18 protein-coding genes are annotated in these 16,777 nt (G+C 64.3%); 9 read left to right on the top strand and 9 right to left on the bottom strand.

The genetic code is table 11. From position 1 onward, the window contains the following. Nucleotides 1-208 precede the first annotated feature (208 nt). The 3 genes from RUU78_RS19115 to RUU78_RS19105 all read left to right on the top strand — a co-directional run bounded on the left by RUU78_RS19115 (nucleotide 209) and on the right by RUU78_RS19105 (nucleotide 2,163). Entirely contained in the window at nucleotides 209-538 is a 330-nt protein-coding gene (locus RUU78_RS19115) for a PilZ domain-containing protein (protein ID WP_313919170.1), read from the top strand. A 56-nt stretch (nucleotides 539-594) separates the two neighbouring features. After that, nucleotides 595-1,029: a DUF192 domain-containing protein gene (locus RUU78_RS19110; RefSeq protein ID WP_313919169.1), complete on the top strand. Its 435-nt coding sequence runs from the start codon at nucleotides 595-597 to the stop codon at nucleotides 1,027-1,029. A gap of 303 nt (nucleotides 1,030-1,332) precedes the next feature. Next, on the top strand, nucleotides 1,333-2,163 hold the full coding sequence (locus tag RUU78_RS19105) for a tetratricopeptide repeat protein (RefSeq protein WP_313919167.1): 831 nt from the start codon (nucleotides 1,333-1,335) through the stop codon (nucleotides 2,161-2,163). Nucleotides 2,164-2,304: 141 nt separating this feature from the next. Here the strand turns inward: RUU78_RS19105 and RUU78_RS19100 are convergent, their stop codons facing one another. Beyond that, on the bottom strand, nucleotides 2,305-2,505 hold the full coding sequence (locus tag RUU78_RS19100; protein WP_313919166.1) for a rubredoxin: 201 nt from the start codon (nucleotides 2,503-2,505) through the stop codon (nucleotides 2,305-2,307). A gap of 102 nt (nucleotides 2,506-2,607) precedes the next feature. Here RUU78_RS19100 and thiE point away from each other — a divergent pair, with 102 nt between their 5' ends. Together thiE and hemL are read left to right on the top strand one after the other, a co-directional pair. Beyond that, entirely contained in the window at nucleotides 2,608-3,249 is a 642-nt protein-coding gene (thiE, locus tag RUU78_RS19095; protein WP_313919165.1) for a thiamine phosphate synthase, read from the top strand. Further along, nucleotides 3,246-4,532, top strand: coding sequence for a glutamate-1-semialdehyde 2,1-aminomutase (gene hemL / locus RUU78_RS19090; RefSeq protein WP_313919164.1), 1,287 nt, complete (start codon nucleotides 3,246-3,248; stop codon nucleotides 4,530-4,532). Before thiE ends, hemL begins: the two co-directional genes overlap by 4 nt. On the opposite strand, the gene RUU78_RS19085 is transcribed toward hemL, so the two are convergent. After that, nucleotides 4,529-5,803 carry an acetylornithine/succinylornithine family transaminase gene (locus RUU78_RS19085; RefSeq protein ID WP_313919163.1) on the bottom strand — a complete coding sequence of 425 codons (1,275 nt, stop codon included), beginning with the start codon at nucleotides 5,801-5,803 and terminating at the stop codon, nucleotides 4,529-4,531. The genes hemL and RUU78_RS19085 overlap by 4 nt on opposite strands. Before the next feature lie 133 nt (nucleotides 5,804-5,936). On the opposite strand from RUU78_RS19085, the gene RUU78_RS19080 reads away from it, so the two are divergent. Next, nucleotides 5,937-7,058: an aminotransferase class I/II-fold pyridoxal phosphate-dependent enzyme gene (locus RUU78_RS19080; protein WP_313919162.1), complete on the top strand. Its 1,122-nt coding sequence runs from the start codon at nucleotides 5,937-5,939 to the stop codon at nucleotides 7,056-7,058. A gap of 11 nt (nucleotides 7,059-7,069) precedes the next feature. Here the strand turns inward: RUU78_RS19080 and RUU78_RS19075 are convergent, their stop codons facing one another. The 6 genes from RUU78_RS19075 to RUU78_RS19050 form a co-directional block, all read right to left on the bottom strand. Next, nucleotides 7,070-7,489: a VOC family protein gene (locus RUU78_RS19075; RefSeq protein WP_313919160.1), complete on the bottom strand. Its 420-nt coding sequence runs from the start codon at nucleotides 7,487-7,489 to the stop codon at nucleotides 7,070-7,072. Between the two features lie 44 nt (nucleotides 7,490-7,533). Continuing rightward, the gene (locus RUU78_RS19070) at nucleotides 7,534-8,355 is read right to left on the bottom strand and encodes an NAD(P)-dependent oxidoreductase (RefSeq protein ID WP_313919159.1); all 822 of its coding nucleotides are present in this window, start codon (nucleotides 8,353-8,355) and stop codon (nucleotides 7,534-7,536) included. Nucleotides 8,356-8,435: 80 nt separating this feature from the next. Then, nucleotides 8,436-9,026 (bottom strand): LON peptidase substrate-binding domain-containing protein, encoded by a 591-nt coding sequence (locus RUU78_RS19065; RefSeq protein ID WP_313919158.1) that lies wholly within the window; start codon nucleotides 9,024-9,026, stop codon nucleotides 8,436-8,438. Nucleotides 9,027-9,095: 69 nt separating this feature from the next. After that, nucleotides 9,096-10,460: a UDP-N-acetylmuramate:L-alanyl-gamma-D-glutamyl-meso-diaminopimelate ligase gene (mpl, locus tag RUU78_RS19060; RefSeq protein ID WP_313919156.1), complete on the bottom strand. Its 1,365-nt coding sequence runs from the start codon at nucleotides 10,458-10,460 to the stop codon at nucleotides 9,096-9,098. A 3-nt stretch (nucleotides 10,461-10,463) separates the two neighbouring features. Beyond that, entirely contained in the window at nucleotides 10,464-11,009 is a 546-nt protein-coding gene (locus RUU78_RS19055; protein ID WP_313919155.1) for a hypothetical protein, read from the bottom strand. 82 nt (nucleotides 11,010-11,091) lie between these two features. Continuing rightward, a complete protein-coding gene (locus RUU78_RS19050; RefSeq protein ID WP_313919153.1) occupies nucleotides 11,092-11,664 on the bottom strand; it encodes an adenylate kinase in 573 nt (190 codons plus the stop codon). A 206-nt stretch (nucleotides 11,665-11,870) separates the two neighbouring features. Between RUU78_RS19050 and RUU78_RS19045 the strand changes: the two genes are divergently transcribed. After that, nucleotides 11,871-13,133: a 6-phosphofructokinase gene (locus RUU78_RS19045; protein WP_313919152.1), complete on the top strand. Its 1,263-nt coding sequence runs from the start codon at nucleotides 11,871-11,873 to the stop codon at nucleotides 13,131-13,133. A 52-nt stretch (nucleotides 13,134-13,185) separates the two neighbouring features. On the opposite strand, the gene RUU78_RS19040 is transcribed toward RUU78_RS19045, so the two are convergent. After that, nucleotides 13,186-13,533: a DUF805 domain-containing protein gene (locus RUU78_RS19040; RefSeq protein WP_313919150.1), complete on the bottom strand. Its 348-nt coding sequence runs from the start codon at nucleotides 13,531-13,533 to the stop codon at nucleotides 13,186-13,188. A 447-nt stretch (nucleotides 13,534-13,980) separates the two neighbouring features. On the opposite strand from RUU78_RS19040, the gene RUU78_RS19035 reads away from it, so the two are divergent. Next, complete coding sequence (locus RUU78_RS19035; RefSeq protein ID WP_313919149.1) at nucleotides 13,981-16,011, top strand: sodium-translocating pyrophosphatase; 2,031 nt, start codon at nucleotides 13,981-13,983, stop codon at nucleotides 16,009-16,011. A 209-nt stretch (nucleotides 16,012-16,220) separates the two neighbouring features. Beyond that, entirely contained in the window at nucleotides 16,221-16,760 is a 540-nt protein-coding gene (gene ppa / locus RUU78_RS19030) for an inorganic diphosphatase (protein ID WP_313919148.1), read from the top strand. Nucleotides 16,761-16,777 lie beyond the last annotated feature (17 nt).

Raw genomic sequence — 16,777 nt, 5'->3', positions numbered from 1 at the left:
CCCGCACAACTCGCCCCCTCTCCTCAACGTCCGTCTCAGCGAAGGGGCGCGAATCATACTCAGCGAAATCCCGCTTGGGAAGGGGTTCGCGCACGAAATTTGGCGGAGTTGCGTGGGACGGCATTTAACGATAGGTCGGACCACGGCCACGAGGGCGGACAGAACCCTATGCTAGGATCCATGGACGCTTTTCGGCATGGTGGTTTACATGGGTGAACTGTACGACGAACGCCGCCAGGAACCGCGCTACGCCACTTCCGGCATCTACTACATGCAGTCAGCTGGACGTAGCACTCCCGGTCGAATTCTCGACCTGTCGGTGAACGGCGCGATGCTTGAGCAGGTCGAGGGACAGCCTCTGGTCGAGGGTAGCCGGGTCAATGTCGTGCTGAGCTTTTCTGGCCAGCCCGAGTTCGTGGCCGACGTGCTGGTCCAGCACATTGTCAGCGGGCACGTCGGCGTGGAGTTCTATGACATGTCGCCCGAGCACTTTTCGACCCTGGCCACACTGATTGATCAACATCAGCGTTCGCGCTAACAGCAGTAGCGCTTCCGCCTACCTCGCTCTGCAGAAACTGCAGTAAGGAATTCCTCATGTTTCGTCGCGCTACGCGGACGCTGGCCGCACTGAGTTTCGTCGCGTGTTCGAGCGCCAACGCACAGGCGATTTCCTACGTCACACTCAAGGGTAAGACGTTCTATGTGGAGCTCGCCGAAACCGACGAGCAGCACGCCAGCGGGCTGATGTTCCGGGAGCGCATGGCCGCCGACCGCGGCATGTTTTTCATTTTCCGGAACGAATACATGCAGGCGTTCTGGATGAAGAACACGCTGATCCCGCTCGACATGCTTTACTTCGACAAGAAGTTCCGTGTTGTGTCGGTGCAGAGCAACGTGCCGCCATGCACAGCTGACCCCTGCCCCTCCTACCCCAGCAGCGGTCCTGCCATGTACGTGCTTGAGCTCAACGGCGGCACCGCCGACAAGCTTGGTGTCAAGCCGGGCGATTCGCTCGAGTTCCACCGCTGACCCTCAGCCTGCGCCGACAGCTCCGGTGTTGGGCCGCCCATCGCGTGATGGCAGGGCAGGCCGACCTGGTACGGGATCAGCCTGAGCTGCTGGGCGTCGATTTCGTACAGGTCAGCGTCGGACAACGGCACGAACAATTTCATCGCATTTGGCCTACAGACGCTACATCCGGCTTGGATGCAGACGCATTAAAGGCACCTGCTATGCCTACAGACTGTCCACGAAATGGCATGATTCTGACGGCCGGACTAGCGCGAGCGCTCGCATCGGTTACCATCGGGTGCAAGCTGCTGGAGGCGCCGAATGACCGATCCTTGGCTAGGCCTGCAACACGCCGCCGACCACGAAATTTCTCTGCTGTCAGCTGCGTTACTGATCGCCAAGGACGAGTACCCAAAGCTTTCCTGCGCGGACTACGAACAGCGCATCCACGAATACGCGCAACACTTGAGCACCAATCTGCCCGGTGATGCGTCCGAGGCGCAGCGATTGAGCCGAGTCAACGATTTCCTGTTCGATGAGCTCGGCTTCGCGGGTGACGAACACAACTATTTCGATCCGCGCAATAGCTACCTGAACGATGTGCTGGATCGGCGACTGGGCAACCCGATCTCGCTCGCCATCGTTCAGATTACCCTGGCGCAGCGTCTCAACCTGCCGCTGGAGGGTATTTCATTCCCCGGACATTTCCTGGTCCGTATGCCGTTGGAAGACGGCATCGTTGTACTCGACCCGTTTCATCGTGGCCGCACCCTCGACCTCTCCGAGTTGCGACGGCGAGCTCGCAGCGAACTTTCGGCAAGGGATATCGACGACCAGCGACTGGCTAACTTGCTGGAACCCGCAAGTCATCGTGCCATCGTGACACGCATGCTGCGCAATCTGCGATTGGGCTATGTCGAGGAACAGGCATGGGACAAAGCGCTGCGGTGCACCGACCGGATCGTGACGCTGGATCCGTTCGATATCGCCGAATGCCGCGAGCGTGGCAGTCTGTACATGAAACTGGGTCACCATAGGGCCGCCCGGGAAGACTTCAAACGCTATCTCGCCCTCGCCCCACAGGCTGACGACGCAGAAACAGTCATGGCGCAACTGATAGCCAGTTCATCGCAGAGCGGGCGCGTCCACTGATCCATAGGGCGATGGAAGTTTGCCCGAGCATTCCGTGAGTCCATCGCTGACACGATAGACGTCACTTTTCTTAAGTTGAGCCAGCCCCGACACGCTCGTGGGTTATTTCCTGACAGCCAGCCAAGCCACGCCGATGACTCGTCAACCCACTTCGACCATTTCGAAGTCGGACTTGGTGACGCCGCAGTCCGGGCAGGTCCACGTTTCCGGCACATCCTCCCAGCGTGTTCCCGGCTCGATGCCGTCCTGAGGCCAGCCTTCGGCCTCGTTGTAGAGATAACCGCATACGACGCACATGAAAGTGCGGAACGGGGCGTCGGTCGCTGGCGAAGCTGCTGGCATGAGACAGACCTGAGAGAACGGGCGCGCATTGTCGCAGCGCAACGCGCCCGGCTTCAAATCGGCCAGAATTGCGGGACTTCTTCCTCCCTGGCTGCTTCCGTCATGCGTCATCCTCTGCTGCCTGCCGGCGGGCTCTACGCGATTACGGACGGCCCGCGTTCAGACCTCCTGGACGCCGCCGCAGCAGCACTGCGCGGCGGTGCTGCGCTGCTGCAATATCGCGACAAGACAAAGAATGTGGCGCGTCGACTCGCCGAGGCTCGCGCACTGGCCGCACTGTGCGATGAGGCAGGCGCACTGTTCGTCGTCAACGACGATGTGGAACTGGCCCTGACCTGCGGTGCGCGCGCCGTGCACCTGGGCGAAAGCGACGCCGACCTTGCGACCGCGAGGCGTCGCCTCGGTAATGAAGTGGTCATCGGTGTGTCCTGTTACGACTCCCTCGATCGGGCGCGCCGCCTTGCCGCCGCCGGAGCCGACTATCTGGCATTCGGTGCGTTCTTTTCTTCTCCGACCAAGCCGCAGGCGCGCCGCGCCGATCTCGATCTGTTGCGCGCCGGCACCGGGCTGGGCGTGCCGCTCGTGGCAATTGGCGGCATCAGACCCGACAATGCCGCGCCTCTGATCGAAGCCGGAGCCAACTATCTGGCCGTGATCAGTGAAGTCTTCGGCCAACCCGATATCGGCGCAGCGGCACGCCGCTTCGCCTCCCTGTTTCCCGCATCCCGGAATCCTCCCGCATGACCAGCAATCACGACCTGTTCGAACGCGCCCTCCTACGGATGCCCGGTGGCGTCAATTCCCCAGTGCGCGCGTTCAAGTCCGTCGGCGGTGAGCCGTTCTTTACCGCCCGGGCGGATGGCCCTTATCTCTGGGACGTGGAAGGCAAGCGTTATATCGACTATGTCGGCTCCTGGGGACCGATGATCGTCGGCCACAACCATCCCGTGGTGCGCGAGGCGGTGGCGCGTGCCATCCAGGATGGACTGTCTTTCGGCACGCCATGCACGGCCGAGGTAACCATGGCGGAGACACTCACTCGCCTGTTGCCGTCCGTCGAAATGGTGCGCATGGTGAATTCCGGCACCGAAGCAACCATGGCGGCAATACGCCTGGCCCGCGGCTATACCGGCCGCAACAAGATCGTGAAGTTCGAAGGCTGCTACCACGGCCATGGCGACGCGTTCCTGGTCAAGGCGGGCTCGGGCGCGCTGACCTTTGGCGTGCCGACATCGCCCGGCGTCCCCGCCGGCCTGGCCGATCTCACGCTGACTTTGCCGTACAACGACCTGGCCGCCGCCGAAGCGCTGTTCGCGCAGCAGGGCGAGGAAATCGCCGGCCTCATCATCGAGCCCGTCGCCGGCAACATGAACTGCATCCTGCCGTGTCCCGGTTACCTGCAGGCGCTGCGAGACCTGTGCACGCGCCATGGCACGCTGCTGATCTTTGATGAGGTGATGACCGGCTTCCGCGTTGCGCTCGGCGGCGCCCAGGCGCTCTACGGCATCAAGCCGGACCTGAGCACGTTCGGCAAGATCATCGGTGGCGGAATGCCGGTTGGCGCCTACGGCGGGCGCCGCGAGATCATGCAGCAGATCGCGCCCAGCGGTCCGGTCTATCAGGCCGGCACGCTGTCGGGCAATCCGGTGGCCATGGCGGCTGGTCTGGCCATGCTGGAACTGATCCAGACTCCGGGTTTCTACGCCGAGATTGACCGCAAGACGCGCCTGCTCACCGACGGCCTGAGCGCGATGGCGCTCGAATGCCGCGTGCCGATGACGACCAACCGGGTCTGCGGCATGTTTGGCCTGTTTTTTACCGACCAGACAGTCGAGACGTTCGCCCAGGCCACGGCCTGCGACACAGCGCTTTTCAACCGCTTCTTCCACGGCATGCTTCACCGGGGCGTGTACCTCGCGCCGTCGGCATTCGAGGCAGGTTTCCTGTCCAGCGCACACAACGACGACGTCATTGGCGAAACCCTGATCGCCGCTCGTGCTGCGTTGCGCGAAGCGCGCGGCGGCTAGGTTCGCACGAACGTCTGCAGCGCTGCTGCCAGGCGCTGGAGGCCGGTTTCGATCTCAGTGTCCGTAATGTTGAGCGCAGGCACGAAACGCAACACGTCCGGCCCCGCCTGCAGCAGCAACAGTCCCTGTGCGGCGGCGAGATCCAGAATTACGCCGGCCTTGCCACGCCACGGCTGGGCGAGCACCGCACCGAGCATCAGGCCGCGACCGCGCACCTGCTCGAACAGGGACAGGCGCTCAGTGATCTCACCCAGCCCGTGGCGCAATGCGGCCGACTGACGCGCTACATTGCCCAGCAGCTCCGGCGCCGCCAACCGGCGCAGCGCGACGCGCGCGACGGCCGCCGCCAGCGGATTGCCACCGAAGGTCGTTCCGTGTGCCCCGAACTGCCACACCTGGGCTGCGCGGGGACCGACGAGCATTGCGCCGATCGGAAAGCCGGCGCCCAGCGCCTTGGCAATGCACAAGAGGTCCGGCGCCACGCCCTCGTTCTGCCAGGCCCAGAGTTTGCCGGTGCGCCCCATACCGCACTGGATTTCGTCGTAGACCAGCAGCGCGCCGTGCCGGTCACACAACGCACGCAGTCCTCCAAGAAAGCCGTCCGCCGCCGGTACCACACCGCCTTCGCCCTGGATCGGCTCCACCATCACGGCCGCCACGTCGCCCGCCGCCATGGCCTCTTCGGCCGCGGCGAGGTCGTTGTAGGCGCAGTAGCGGAAACCACCCGGCAAGGGCTCGTAGCCCTGCTGGTACTTCGGTTGCGCCGTCGCGGTGACCGCGGCCAATGTGCGGCCGTGGAAGGAACCCTCGAAGGTCAGGATCACGCGCCGTTCGGGCGGGCGCCCCTCGGCCGTCGCCCATTTGCGCACGAGCTTGATGGCAGCTTCGTTCGCTTCGGTGCCGGAATTGCACAGGAATACCCGCTCGGCAAAACCCGAGGCCTGCACCAGCTCTTCGGCCAGGCGCAGCGGCGGCTCGCTGACGAAGACATTGCTGGTATGCCAAAGCCGACCGGCCTGCTGCTGCAACGCGGCCAGCAATTCCGGATCGGCGTGCCCCAGCGAATTCACCGCGATACCGGCGCTGAAATCGATGTAATCTCGTCCTTCGCTATCCCACACACGGGAACCGCTGCCGCGTTCCAGCACGATGCGGCGCGGCTGGTAGACCGGAACGTAATAGCGGTCAGCGCGCGCGAGCAACGCGGCGGAATCGGAGGAAGCGGGCGAAGAGCTCACGATGGCACAGGCGCGGACGGAGGGAACGCCCATTATGCGCGTGCAGGCCCGGCCGCTGGGTAGCGCATAAGTCCGGCCGTCGCCGCATCAGCAGTATCGACCCTGGCCTTTGTCTTTTCGCGCGCTGCTGCCCACACTGCCGTGATTGCCCAGCGGGAGAGTGCCCATGCGTTTCGAAACCCTGGCCGTCCACGCGGGCGGCGAACCTGATGCGGAAACCGGCGCGATCGCGCCGCCGATCCATATGGCCACTACATTCCGCCACGGCCCAGCCGGTGAACGCCAAGCCGGCTTTGAGTACGTGCGCGAAGGCAACCCGACCCAGGAAAGACTGGAAACAGCCCTGGCCGCGCTGGAACAGGGCGAGGCGGCGCTGGCTTTCGGCTCGGGCATGGCGGCGATGACGGCGCTGCTCGAATCGCTGCCGGCCGGGACGACGGTGCTCATTCCGACCGACTGCTACACCGGCCTGCGAGTGCTTGCCGAAGAATTCCTACCTCGCTGCGGTGTAAATGCGATCGCCACCGACATGGCCGACCTCGCGGCGGTCGACACCCGGTTACGCGCCGGCGCACATGCGGTCTGGCTGGAGACACCATCGAATCCGCAGCTGCAGTTGGCCGATATCGCCGCCATCGCGGCGCTCGCAAAGAACGCCGGTGCGGCGCTTTTCTGCGACAACACCTTCGCCACGCCAGCTCTGCAACGTCCGCTGAGCCTGGGCGCCGACGTGGTCATGCACTCCACCACCAAGTATTTCGGCGGCCATAGCGATGTCATGGGCGGCGCTCTGGTATTCGCACGCGGCGACACACTGTACGCTCGGGTCGCTCATCGCCGACACGTCACCGGCGGCGTGCTCGCACCGTTCAACGCGTGGATGACCTTGCGCGGACTGCGTTCATTGCCGGCGCGCATGAGCTGGCATTGCGCGAACGCGCGGCGGATCGCCGAGTTTCTCGCAGGTCATGCACGCGTCGTGGCAGTCAACTACCCCGGGCTTGCCGACCATGCCGGCCATGCGATCGCCCGCCGGCAGATGTCCGATTTCGGCGCGATGCTGAGCTTCCGTGTCGCTGGCGGCCGCGATGCCGCCCTGGCCGCCGCCGGGCGTTTGCAACTCATCCACAATGCAACAAGCCTCGGCGGCTGCGAGACCCTGATCGAGCATCGCGCGTCAGTCGAAGGGACGAATCCGGTTTCGCCGCAGGATCTGCTGCGTCTTTCGGTCGGACTCGAACACGCGGACGACCTGATCGCCGATCTCGACCAGGCCCTCACCGGGTAAAGCACAGATTTCTACCAGCTGCCGATATTTGGCATCGATGCCCAGGGTTCTTGCGGCGCCAGCGCGGCGCCGTTCTGCAGCAGCTCGATCGAGATATGGTCGGGCGAGCGCACGAAAGCCATCCGGCCGTCGCGCGGCGGTCGGTTGATCGTCACCCCATGCTGTTGCAGGCGTTCGCAGGCTGCATAGATGTCATCTACGCCAAACGCCAGATGACCGAAGTTGCGTGCGCCGCCGTAGTCCTCGTCGTCATAGTTGTAGGTCAGCTCCACCTCGGACTGCGGATTTTCTGGGGCACCGAGGTAGACCAGAGTGAAACGGCCTTGCGGATAGTCGTTGCGGCGCGTTTCGACCAGACCCAGCGCGTCGCGGAAGAAACGCACGCTGGCGTCGAGGTCGCGCACGCGCACCATCGCATGCAGGTATCGCATTGGCTTGCTCCAGGAGTGACAGGCTGTCAGGCGATGGGGCCGGATCAGTCGAGGAACAAGTCCGGCAGCAGTGTCTTGCCCGGTGCCACCGCGTAGTGGCCGAGATCCTTGACGCCGGCGCGCTTGAGCACTTCTTCATCGAGCAGGAACTGGCCGCTGAGCTGGCGCGCCGGCTGGGTGAAGATCCAGTGCGCCGCATCGGCCATGATCTCGGGTTTGCGGCAATTCTCCGGACGCGCCATGCCGCCGAGCATGGCCAGAGCCGCCGTGTCGATGACGGTGCGCGGCCACAGCGCATTGACCGCGATGCCATCCTTGGCGAGTTCCGCTGCGAGCCCGAACGCGGCCATGCTCATGCCGTACTTGGACATGGTGTACGCGGTGTGATGCTGGAACCATTTGCTCGCCAGGTTCAGCGGTGGAGCCAGCATGAGCACGTGCGGATTCAGCGATTTCTTGAGTTGCTGCAGGCAGGCCTGCGTGCACAGGTAACTGCCGCGCACATTGACCTGGTGCATCAGGTCGTAGCGCTTCATCGGCGTGCCGGAGATACCGGCGAGCCAGATCGCGCTCGCGTTGTTGACGAGGATATCGATGCCGCCGAAGCGCTCCACCGCCTTCGCCACGGCAGCCTGCACTTCAGCTTCCTCGCGCACATCGACCTTTAGCGGCAGTGCCTTGCCACCGGCGGCTTCGATTTCCTCGGCCGCCGAATAGATGGTGCCGGGCAGTTTGGGATTGGCCACGCTGGACTTAGCCGCGATCACGATATTCGCGCCATCGCGCGCCGCGCGCTTGGCAATGGCCAGGCCGATTCCGCGCGATGCGCCGGTGATGAACAGCGTGCGGCCTTTGAGATGGCTCATGGATTTTCCAGTCGCGTATCAGGGCGGGTCAGCATCCGCGACTCGCACGAATCGGGCAAGAGCCCGCCGCAACAGATCGTCTAGGCCGACTGGAATCGTGGAATGCAGCGCATCAGGCAATCCAGTCGCTGCAACGGATCGGTGAGCTGCAACCAGTGCTGTCGTTCGGCCGCCTCGACCGGCAGCAGTTCCGCCAAGCGGAAGCCGACCCAGCTTGCGTCGTCGAAGCGCTGCCGATCGGCACGCGCATGCTGGCCGCCAACCTGCTCGAGCAGACGCTCGAGAATGACCGCGAGCAAACCATATTCCGGCGGCAAGGTGATTTCCGGTTCGTCGGGCCACCAGCGCACGAGGCCATGAATCAGACCATTGTCGCGCACGCGTGTCGATGCGGCACGGAAGCGGCGGCTGCCTCGCGCACGGATACCGAGCAGGCCGTCAGATAGCGAATAGAAATCTTCGATGTGCGCCAGCGTGCCGACTGCCGCCGGAGTGGCCGGCTCGCCGGCTTCGCGTCCGGCCAGAATCAGGCAGACCCCGAAACCGCTGTCGTTACGGCTGCACTCGCGCACCAGATCGAGGTAGCGCGGCTCGAAGATGCGCAGCGACAGGTGGCCGCCGGGAAACAGCACGGCGTTGAGCGGAAACAGCGGGATATCGTCCTGATTCACGCGCGGAGTGTAGGTGCGTGTGTACCGCAAGGCGATAGACGGCCGGTATGCGTCGACACACTGACTACCTCAGGCATCGTCGTGCGCGAGCAACGCCGCGAAGCGGCGCGGCGCGTTCTCGAAACCGCCATTGGACATGAAGACCACATGGTCGCCGGCGCGAACCTGCGTGCGCAGCGCAGCCAGCAGCGCGTCGACGGTCGCCGCAGTCGCGCCGCGACCATGCAACGCATCGGTGACGCGCGCCGCATCCCACGGCAATTCGGCGCGCTGAAGCAATACGACGGCATCGGCATCCCGCAGCGACGGCGCGAGTTCTTGCGCATGCGCGCCCTGGCGCATGGAATTGGAGCGCGGCTCCAGCCCGACGAGGATGCGTCCGGTGCCGACGCGAGCGCGCAGCCCGGCCAGTGTGGTAGCAATCGCGGAGGGATGATGGGCGAAGTCGTCGTAGACGCTGATGCCTGCAGTGTCGGCGACGCGCTCCATACGGCGGCGCGCGCTGCGGAACGTCGCCAGGGCTGCGATCGCTGCGGTGATATCGACACCGGCTGCATCGGCTGCCGCCAGTGCGGCGAGCGCATTCATCACGTTGTGCCGGCCCATCAGATCCCAGCGCACTTCGCCACGATCGGTGCCTCCGGCCAGCACACGGAACGCCGAGCCATCGGCCGCGCTCAGACGCGCCTGCCAGTCGCCGCTGTCGAGGCCGAAGCGCGTGACGGGTGTCCAGCAGCCTTGAGCCAACACCTCGGCCAGATGCGCGTCTTCCGCATTGACGATGAGCCGGCCGCTGCCGGGCACGGTGCGGACCAAGTGATGGAACTGGCGCTGGATCGCAGCCACGTCCGGGAAAATGTCCGCGTGATCGAATTCGAGATTGTTGAGAATCGCTATGTGCGGACGGTAGTGGACGAACTTGGAACGCTTGTCGAAGAAGGCCGTATCGTATTCGTCGGCCTCGATCACAAATGCCGCGCCGCGGCCGAGCCGCGCCGACACATCGAAATTCTGCGGCACGCCGCCGACGAGAAAACCGGGCTCGCGGCCGCAGGCCTCGAGAATCCAGGCGAGCATGGCGGTGGTCGTCGTCTTGCCATGCGTGCCGGCGACCGCGAACACCTGGCGGCCACGCAATACTTGTTCGCCGAGCCACTGCGGGCCAGACACGTAGGTCAGGCCAGCATCAAGAAAATGCTCGACCGCGGCGTTGCCGCGCGACAGCGCGTTGCCGACGACGATCTGGTCTGGCGCCGGCTGCAGATGCGCCGCGCTGTACCCGGACTTGAGCACGATGCCGAGTTGCTCAAGCTGCGTGCTCATCGGCGGGTAGACGTTCTGGTCCGACCCTTCGACCGTGTGGCCGAGTTCCCGCGCCAACGCAGCAACGCCACCCATGAAGGTGCCGCAGATGCCCAGGATATGCAGATGCATGAATCAGCTTCCTTCGGATACGCCGAACAATGCGCCAAGCACGACCTGCGCAGCGAAAAACAAGCCGGTATTGATCAGCAACGCCGCCAGCAGGCGGATTTCGAGTGCGGCGCGCAGGATGTGCGCATCGACGATGATGCGCCAGACACCCAAGGCAAGCAGCAGTAGCGACGCGATGGCAGCGACGCCATTGACGTTGTCCGGCGTCGGCGCATTGCGGCTGAACGGTTCGAAGATCGGCAGCAACGGCAAGACCACGGCGGTGAACAGCACGTCCACGAGGAGGCTCGCGAACGCAGTCTGGACGAAGCGCGCCTGGTGCTGCAGGACGTTCAACAGCAGGTAGAGGAACCCGAGGTGCAGCAGCAGCCCGGACAGTACGCGCAGCAGCGTATCGGTTTGCTTGGGCATCAGAATGCTGCCCGCCCATAGCGAGATCAGCACGCAGACGACCGCAACGATCGCGAGCAGCAACGGGGAATAGGGCAAATCCTGCGGGCCGCGCCGCAGGAACAGGATGTCGCGAAGGATCACCAACAGTGCAGGCATTGCCTCGTCCGAATTTCGGCCCAGCGCGACACGTCCGCTGCAACCCATCGGGTCGCGGCGACGGCGTCACATGAAAAGCAGCTCAGGCCGCGCGCCGCGGCAGCGACGAGAGAATCCGCTGGTAGACGTCGCGCAGCTCGCCGACGCCGTCGAGCACGGTGAGCCGGCCTTGTTGCTCGTAGAAACCCGCTACGGGAGCCGTCTGTTCGGCGTAGACGCGGAGGCGTTCACGCACGGTATCCGGCGTATCGTCCTTGCGATTTTCAGCAGCCGCGCGACCGGCAAGGCGGTCGACGATCATTTCGCTCGGAACCACGAGCTGCAACGCCACGTCTACCGGCTGCTGCAGACGCTCGAGCAGATGTTGCAGTGCTTCGCACTGGGCCAGATTGCGCGGATAGCCGTCGAGGATGAACCCGGCACGCGCGTCGGGTTGGGCCAGCCGTTCCTCGAGCATGCCGAGCACGATGTCGTCGGAGACCAACTGACCCGAATCCATGACCGACTTGGCCTTGACGCCCAAGGCCGTTCCGGCCTTGACGGCGGCACGCAGCAGATCGCCGGTGGAAATGTGCGGAATGTTCAAATCCGCCTTTAACAGACCCGCCTGGGTGCCCTTGCCCGAACCGGGCGCCCCGAGTAGCACGATACGCATGGATGGATGATTCCTGGAGAGGCCGCGGCAGTCCGGGCCTAGGTTAGACTCTGGCGTGAACGCTAGCGGGCGCCACCCGGTTAGTCAAACAACCGGCGCCGCGTTGCTGCGCTGCGACGAAGCCGCGCCACGGGCACCCGGCCACCAGCACACCGCTCCGAATATCCCGCAACCAGGCCACTGCGGTGGCCATCAAGGAGTGCTTCATGCCCCAAGGCAAGCTGCTGTATGCCCAGTCCGGCGGCGTCACCGCCGTCATCAACGCCACCGCGGCCGCGGTGATCGAAACCGCGCGTGCCAACGGCGTGCCGGTGCTCGCAGGACGCAACGGCATCATCGGCGTGCTGCGTGAGGAACTCATCGACACCCGCAAGGAAAGTGCCGCGGCGATTGCGGCATTGCGCCACACCCCAGGCGGCGCGTTTGGTTCCTGCCGCTTCAAACTGAAGTCACTCGACCACAGCCGCGCCCAGTACGAACGCCTGATCGACGTGCTGCGCGCGCACGAAGTCCGCTATTTTCTCTACAACGGCGGCAACGACTCAGCCGACACCTCGCACAAAATCTCGCAGATCGCCGAGGCACTGGGCTATCCGCTGATCTGCATCGGCGTACCCAAGACCGTCGACAACGATCTTGCCGTAACCGACTGCTGCCCAGGATTCGGCTCCGTGGCGAAATACACGGCGTTGTCGATCCTCGAGGCCGGCTTCGACGTCGAGTCCATGGCCGAATCCTCGACCAAGGTCTTCATCATGGAAGTCATGGGCCGCCATGCGGGCTGGATCGCGGCCGCCGCCGGCCTGGCCGGCAGCAACGCCGACGAGCCGCCGCACCTGATCCTGTTTCCTGAAGTCACCTTTGACGAGGAAACCTTCCTGGCCAAGGTCAAGGCAACCGTCGAGCGGGTCGGCTACTGCACCGTTGTCGCCTCCGAAGGGCTGAAGAACGCCGCTGGCGAATTTCTTGCCGAAGCCGGCACGCGCGACGCGTTTGGCCACAGCCAGCTCGGCGGCCTGGCGCCAGTGCTGGCGCAACTGGTCAAGAGCAGGCTCGGTTACAAATACCATTGGGCACTGCCGGACTACTTGCAGCGTTCGGCGCGGCACATCGCCTCGCAGACTGACGTCGATCACGCCAGCGCGGTGGGCAGGGCCGCGGTCGAGCTGGCCCTCGCCGGCAAGAACGCCATGATGCCCGTGATCAAGCGCACGTCGGATTCGCCGTACCGCTGGAAGATCGAAGCTGCACCGCTGTCCAAGGTGGCCAACCACGAGAAGAAGCTGCCGAAGAACTACATCCGCAAGGATGGCTACGGCATTACCGAGGCCGCGCGGCGCTACCTGGAGCCGCTGATCCGCGGCGAAGCATATCCGCCCTACGCGAAGAACGGCTTGCCCAGATATGCGCGGCTCAAGAAAGTGCTGGTCGCCCGGAAGCTGCCGGAATACCAGATCATCGACAAATAGGGTCGAGACACTACGCGCAGCCGCCGGCAGGCCGGCTGCGCGAGCGCGCAGGTCAGGCCGTGGGATTGCCAAAGCGGTTCGGACCCGGCGTGCCAGGTATGAATCCGTTGAAGATCAGCGCGATCAGGCCGCCGACTGCCGGCACCAAGCCTATCAATATCCACCATGCCGATTTGTCAACATCGTGCCATCGCTTGGCCTGAACCGCGAGCGCGGGCCAGATGACGGCGAGGCCGGCGACGCCGAACAGAATGCTGCTCATGCTGCCGGCGGCTTCCGGATTGCTCATATCCGTGGTCATGAAGACGACGCCGGCAAGGATGCAGAACAACACGATCACCGCCACGGTGAATCCCCAATACGTGGCGCGGCCAATGCGACCGTCGAACGAAAACAGCAACTGCCCCCAATTCATGGCTGATCTCCATTGAGTAATACGCGCCGGACAGTCGTCTCGGCGGGCGAACCCGCTGCCGTAGCATCAGGCAGGCGGATCAACGCAATGAACGTGCCTCGAGGGCCACAACGAACACGCGCCTACGCAGATGCCGAGTCGCGGCGCTGCCCACTGCAGCGCAGTCATTGCTGCGCCTATTGCAGCGCAAAAAACACCGGCGCGATCCGTGGCTATACTCGCCGGGTAGGTCTGCTGTACTTCCGCTTGAGTGTGCCGTCAGGTTCGCCAGCCCCGGGGGAAAGGGTCGTCGAACGGGGTGAGTGCGTGTCCGGAAGCTGACTGCCCCTGCCTGCAGGGAACAGTTGCGGTAACTGCGCGTCCGGATCACCGATTCCACCCGCTGCCGGCCCATTCGGGTTCTTCGGTACATGGGTGTGATGGGAGGATTCGATGCTGCAACAGTACGGTTTGTGGATTGCCCTGGCGTGTGCGCTACTGGCCCTCGCCTATGGCGGCTGGTCGATCAGCTGGATCATGGCCAAGCCGGCCGGCAACGAACGCATGCAGGAAATCGCGGCGGCGATCCAGCAAGGGGCACGCGCTTATCTGAACCGGCAATACGCGACCATTGCCGTGGTCGGTGTCGTGCTGTTCGTGGTCGTGGGTTTTGCGCTGCATTGGTCCACGGCGATCGGCTTTGCGATTGGCGCGATCCTGTCCGGGCTTGCTGGCTATGTCGGCATGAACATCTCGGTGCGCGCGAACGTGCGCACCGCCGAAGCCGCGCGCAGCGGCATCAGCGCCGCGCTCGACGTCGCGTTCCGCGGCGGCGCAATTACCGGCATGCTCGTGGTGGGCCTCGGTCTGCTCGGCGTTGCGGGCTACTACGCCGTGCTCCTGCAGCTCGGCTATAGCGTCAACGACGCGCTGCACGCGCTGGTCGGATTTGCGTTCGGTTCCTCGCTGATCTCGATCTTCGCGCGCCTCGGTGGCGGCATCTTCACCAAGGGCGCAGATGTCGGCGCCGATCTGGTCGGCAAGGTTGAAGCCGGCATTCCGGAGGATGACCCGCGCAACCCGGCCGTCATTGCCGACAATGTTGGCGACAATGTCGGCGACTGTGCCGGCATGGCGGCGGATCTGTTCGAAACCTATGCAGTCACGGTCATCGCGACCATGCTGCTCGGCGGTGTCATGGCGGCGAAGATCGGCATCGACGCGGCGACTGCGGCGCTTTATCCGCTGGTGCTTGGCGGCGTGTCCATCATTGCGTCGATCATCGGCACATTCTTCGTGAAGACCAAGCCAGGCGCGAAGATCATGAACGCGCTTTACGCGGGCGTGATCGTATCCGGCGTCCTCGCAGCCATCGCGTTCTACCCGATCACTACGGCGTTCATGGCCACGGCTATCGTCGGTCCGATGAAGATCTACGGCTGCGCCCTGATCGGCCTGGCCCTGACGGCGGCCATGGTCGTCATCACCGAGTACTACACCGCGACCGAATACGGCCCGGTCCGGCATGTGGCAAAGGCCTCCACCACCGGTCATGCCACCAACATCATTGCCGGCATCGGCATCTCGATGAAGTCATGCGCATGGCCGGTACTCGCCGTCTGCGCCTCGATCTGGGGTTCGTTCCACCTCGGCGGGCTATACGGCATCGCGATCGCCGCGACCTCGATGCTGTCGATGACCGGGATGATCGTGGCGCTCGACGCCTACGGTCCGATCACCGACAACGCCGGCGGCATCGCCGAGATGGCCGAGCTGCCGCCGGAAGTGCGCGCGGTGACCGACCCGCTTGACGCCGTGGGCAACACCACCAAGGCCGTGACCAAGGGTTACGCGATCGGTTCGGCCGGCCTGGCCGCGCTCGTGCTGTTCGCCGACTACACGCATAACCTGGAAGCCGCCGGCAAGATTGCGACCTTCGACCTGTCCAACCACCTGGTCATCATCGGCCTGTTTCTGGGCGGACTGATTCCGTACCTGTTCGGCGCGATGGCGATGGAGGCGGTGGGCCGCTCGGCCAGTGCCGTGGTCGAGGAAGTTCGCCGCCAGTTCCGCGAAATCCCCGGCATCATGGAAGGCACGGCCAAGCCCGATTATTCGCGCGCAGTCGATATGCTGACCAAGGCGGCGATCAAGGAAATGATGTGGCCGTCGCTGCTGCCTGTCGGCGCACCGATCGCCGTCGCGTTCCTGCTAGGGCCGCAGGCGCTGGGCGGTCTTCTGATCGGCACCATCGTCACCGGACTGTTCGTGGCCATCTCGATGACCACCGGCGGCGGTGCCTGGGACAACGCGAAGAAGTACATCGAGGACGGCCACTACGGCGGCAAGGGCTCGGACGCACACAAGGCGGCGGTGACCGGCGATACCGTCGGCGATCCGTACAAGGACACTGCAGGTCCGGCGGTCAACCCGCTGATCAAGATCATCAATATCGTGGCTCTGCTGCTGGTGCCCCTGCTGTAACCATCCATGCGCCTCACCGGGGACTGTCCGGTGCGAGTCATCCGGAACGCCTGCCTCGTGCAGGCGTTCTTGTTTTCCGGACGACACACAGCCGCTACGGCGCGTGAGCTAAGGACCCTTCCGGGGCCTGCAATGGTGCGTCGCAGCAGGGTTTTGCCTTATCCTTCGCGCCCTTCTGCCCCGCCCGGGGCCTAATCCTGGAAACTGCAATGGGTCTGGATCGCGTCCCCACCGGCAAAGATGTGCCACATGAAATCAACGTCATCATCGAAATCCCCAAGGATGCGGAACCGGTGAAGTACGAGGTCGACAAGGCCAGCGGTGCGATCTTCGTCGATCGCGTGCTGTCGACCCCGATGCGCTATCCCTGCAACTACGGCTATGTGCCCAATACCCTGGGCGGCGACGGCGATCCACTCGACGCGCTGGTGATTCTGCCGCTGCCGCTGGTTCCGGGCGCGGTGATCCGATGCCGCCCGGTCGGCGTGCTGCGCATGACCGACGAAGCCGGCAGCGACGAGAAGCTGGTCGTGGTGCCGATTTCCAAGGTGTTCGCCGGCTATGCGCACATCGAGGACATCAAGCAGGTTTCGACGCATTGGCTCGAGCGCATCGGCCATTTCTTCGAGCACTACAAGGACCTGGAAAAGGGCAAGTGGGTCAAGGTCGACGGCTGGGACGGCGCGGACGGCGCCAAGAAGGACGTGCTCGACGGCATCGCGCGCTACGAGGCGGATCAGACGGGCTGAGGCTTCAGTCCGCTGTC

The organism is Tahibacter sp., from assembly GCF_032229445.1.
In the GTDB taxonomy this organism is placed as follows: domain Bacteria; phylum Pseudomonadota; class Gammaproteobacteria; order Xanthomonadales; family Rhodanobacteraceae; genus Tahibacter.
This window is presented reverse-complemented; position numbering and strand designations above follow the sequence as displayed.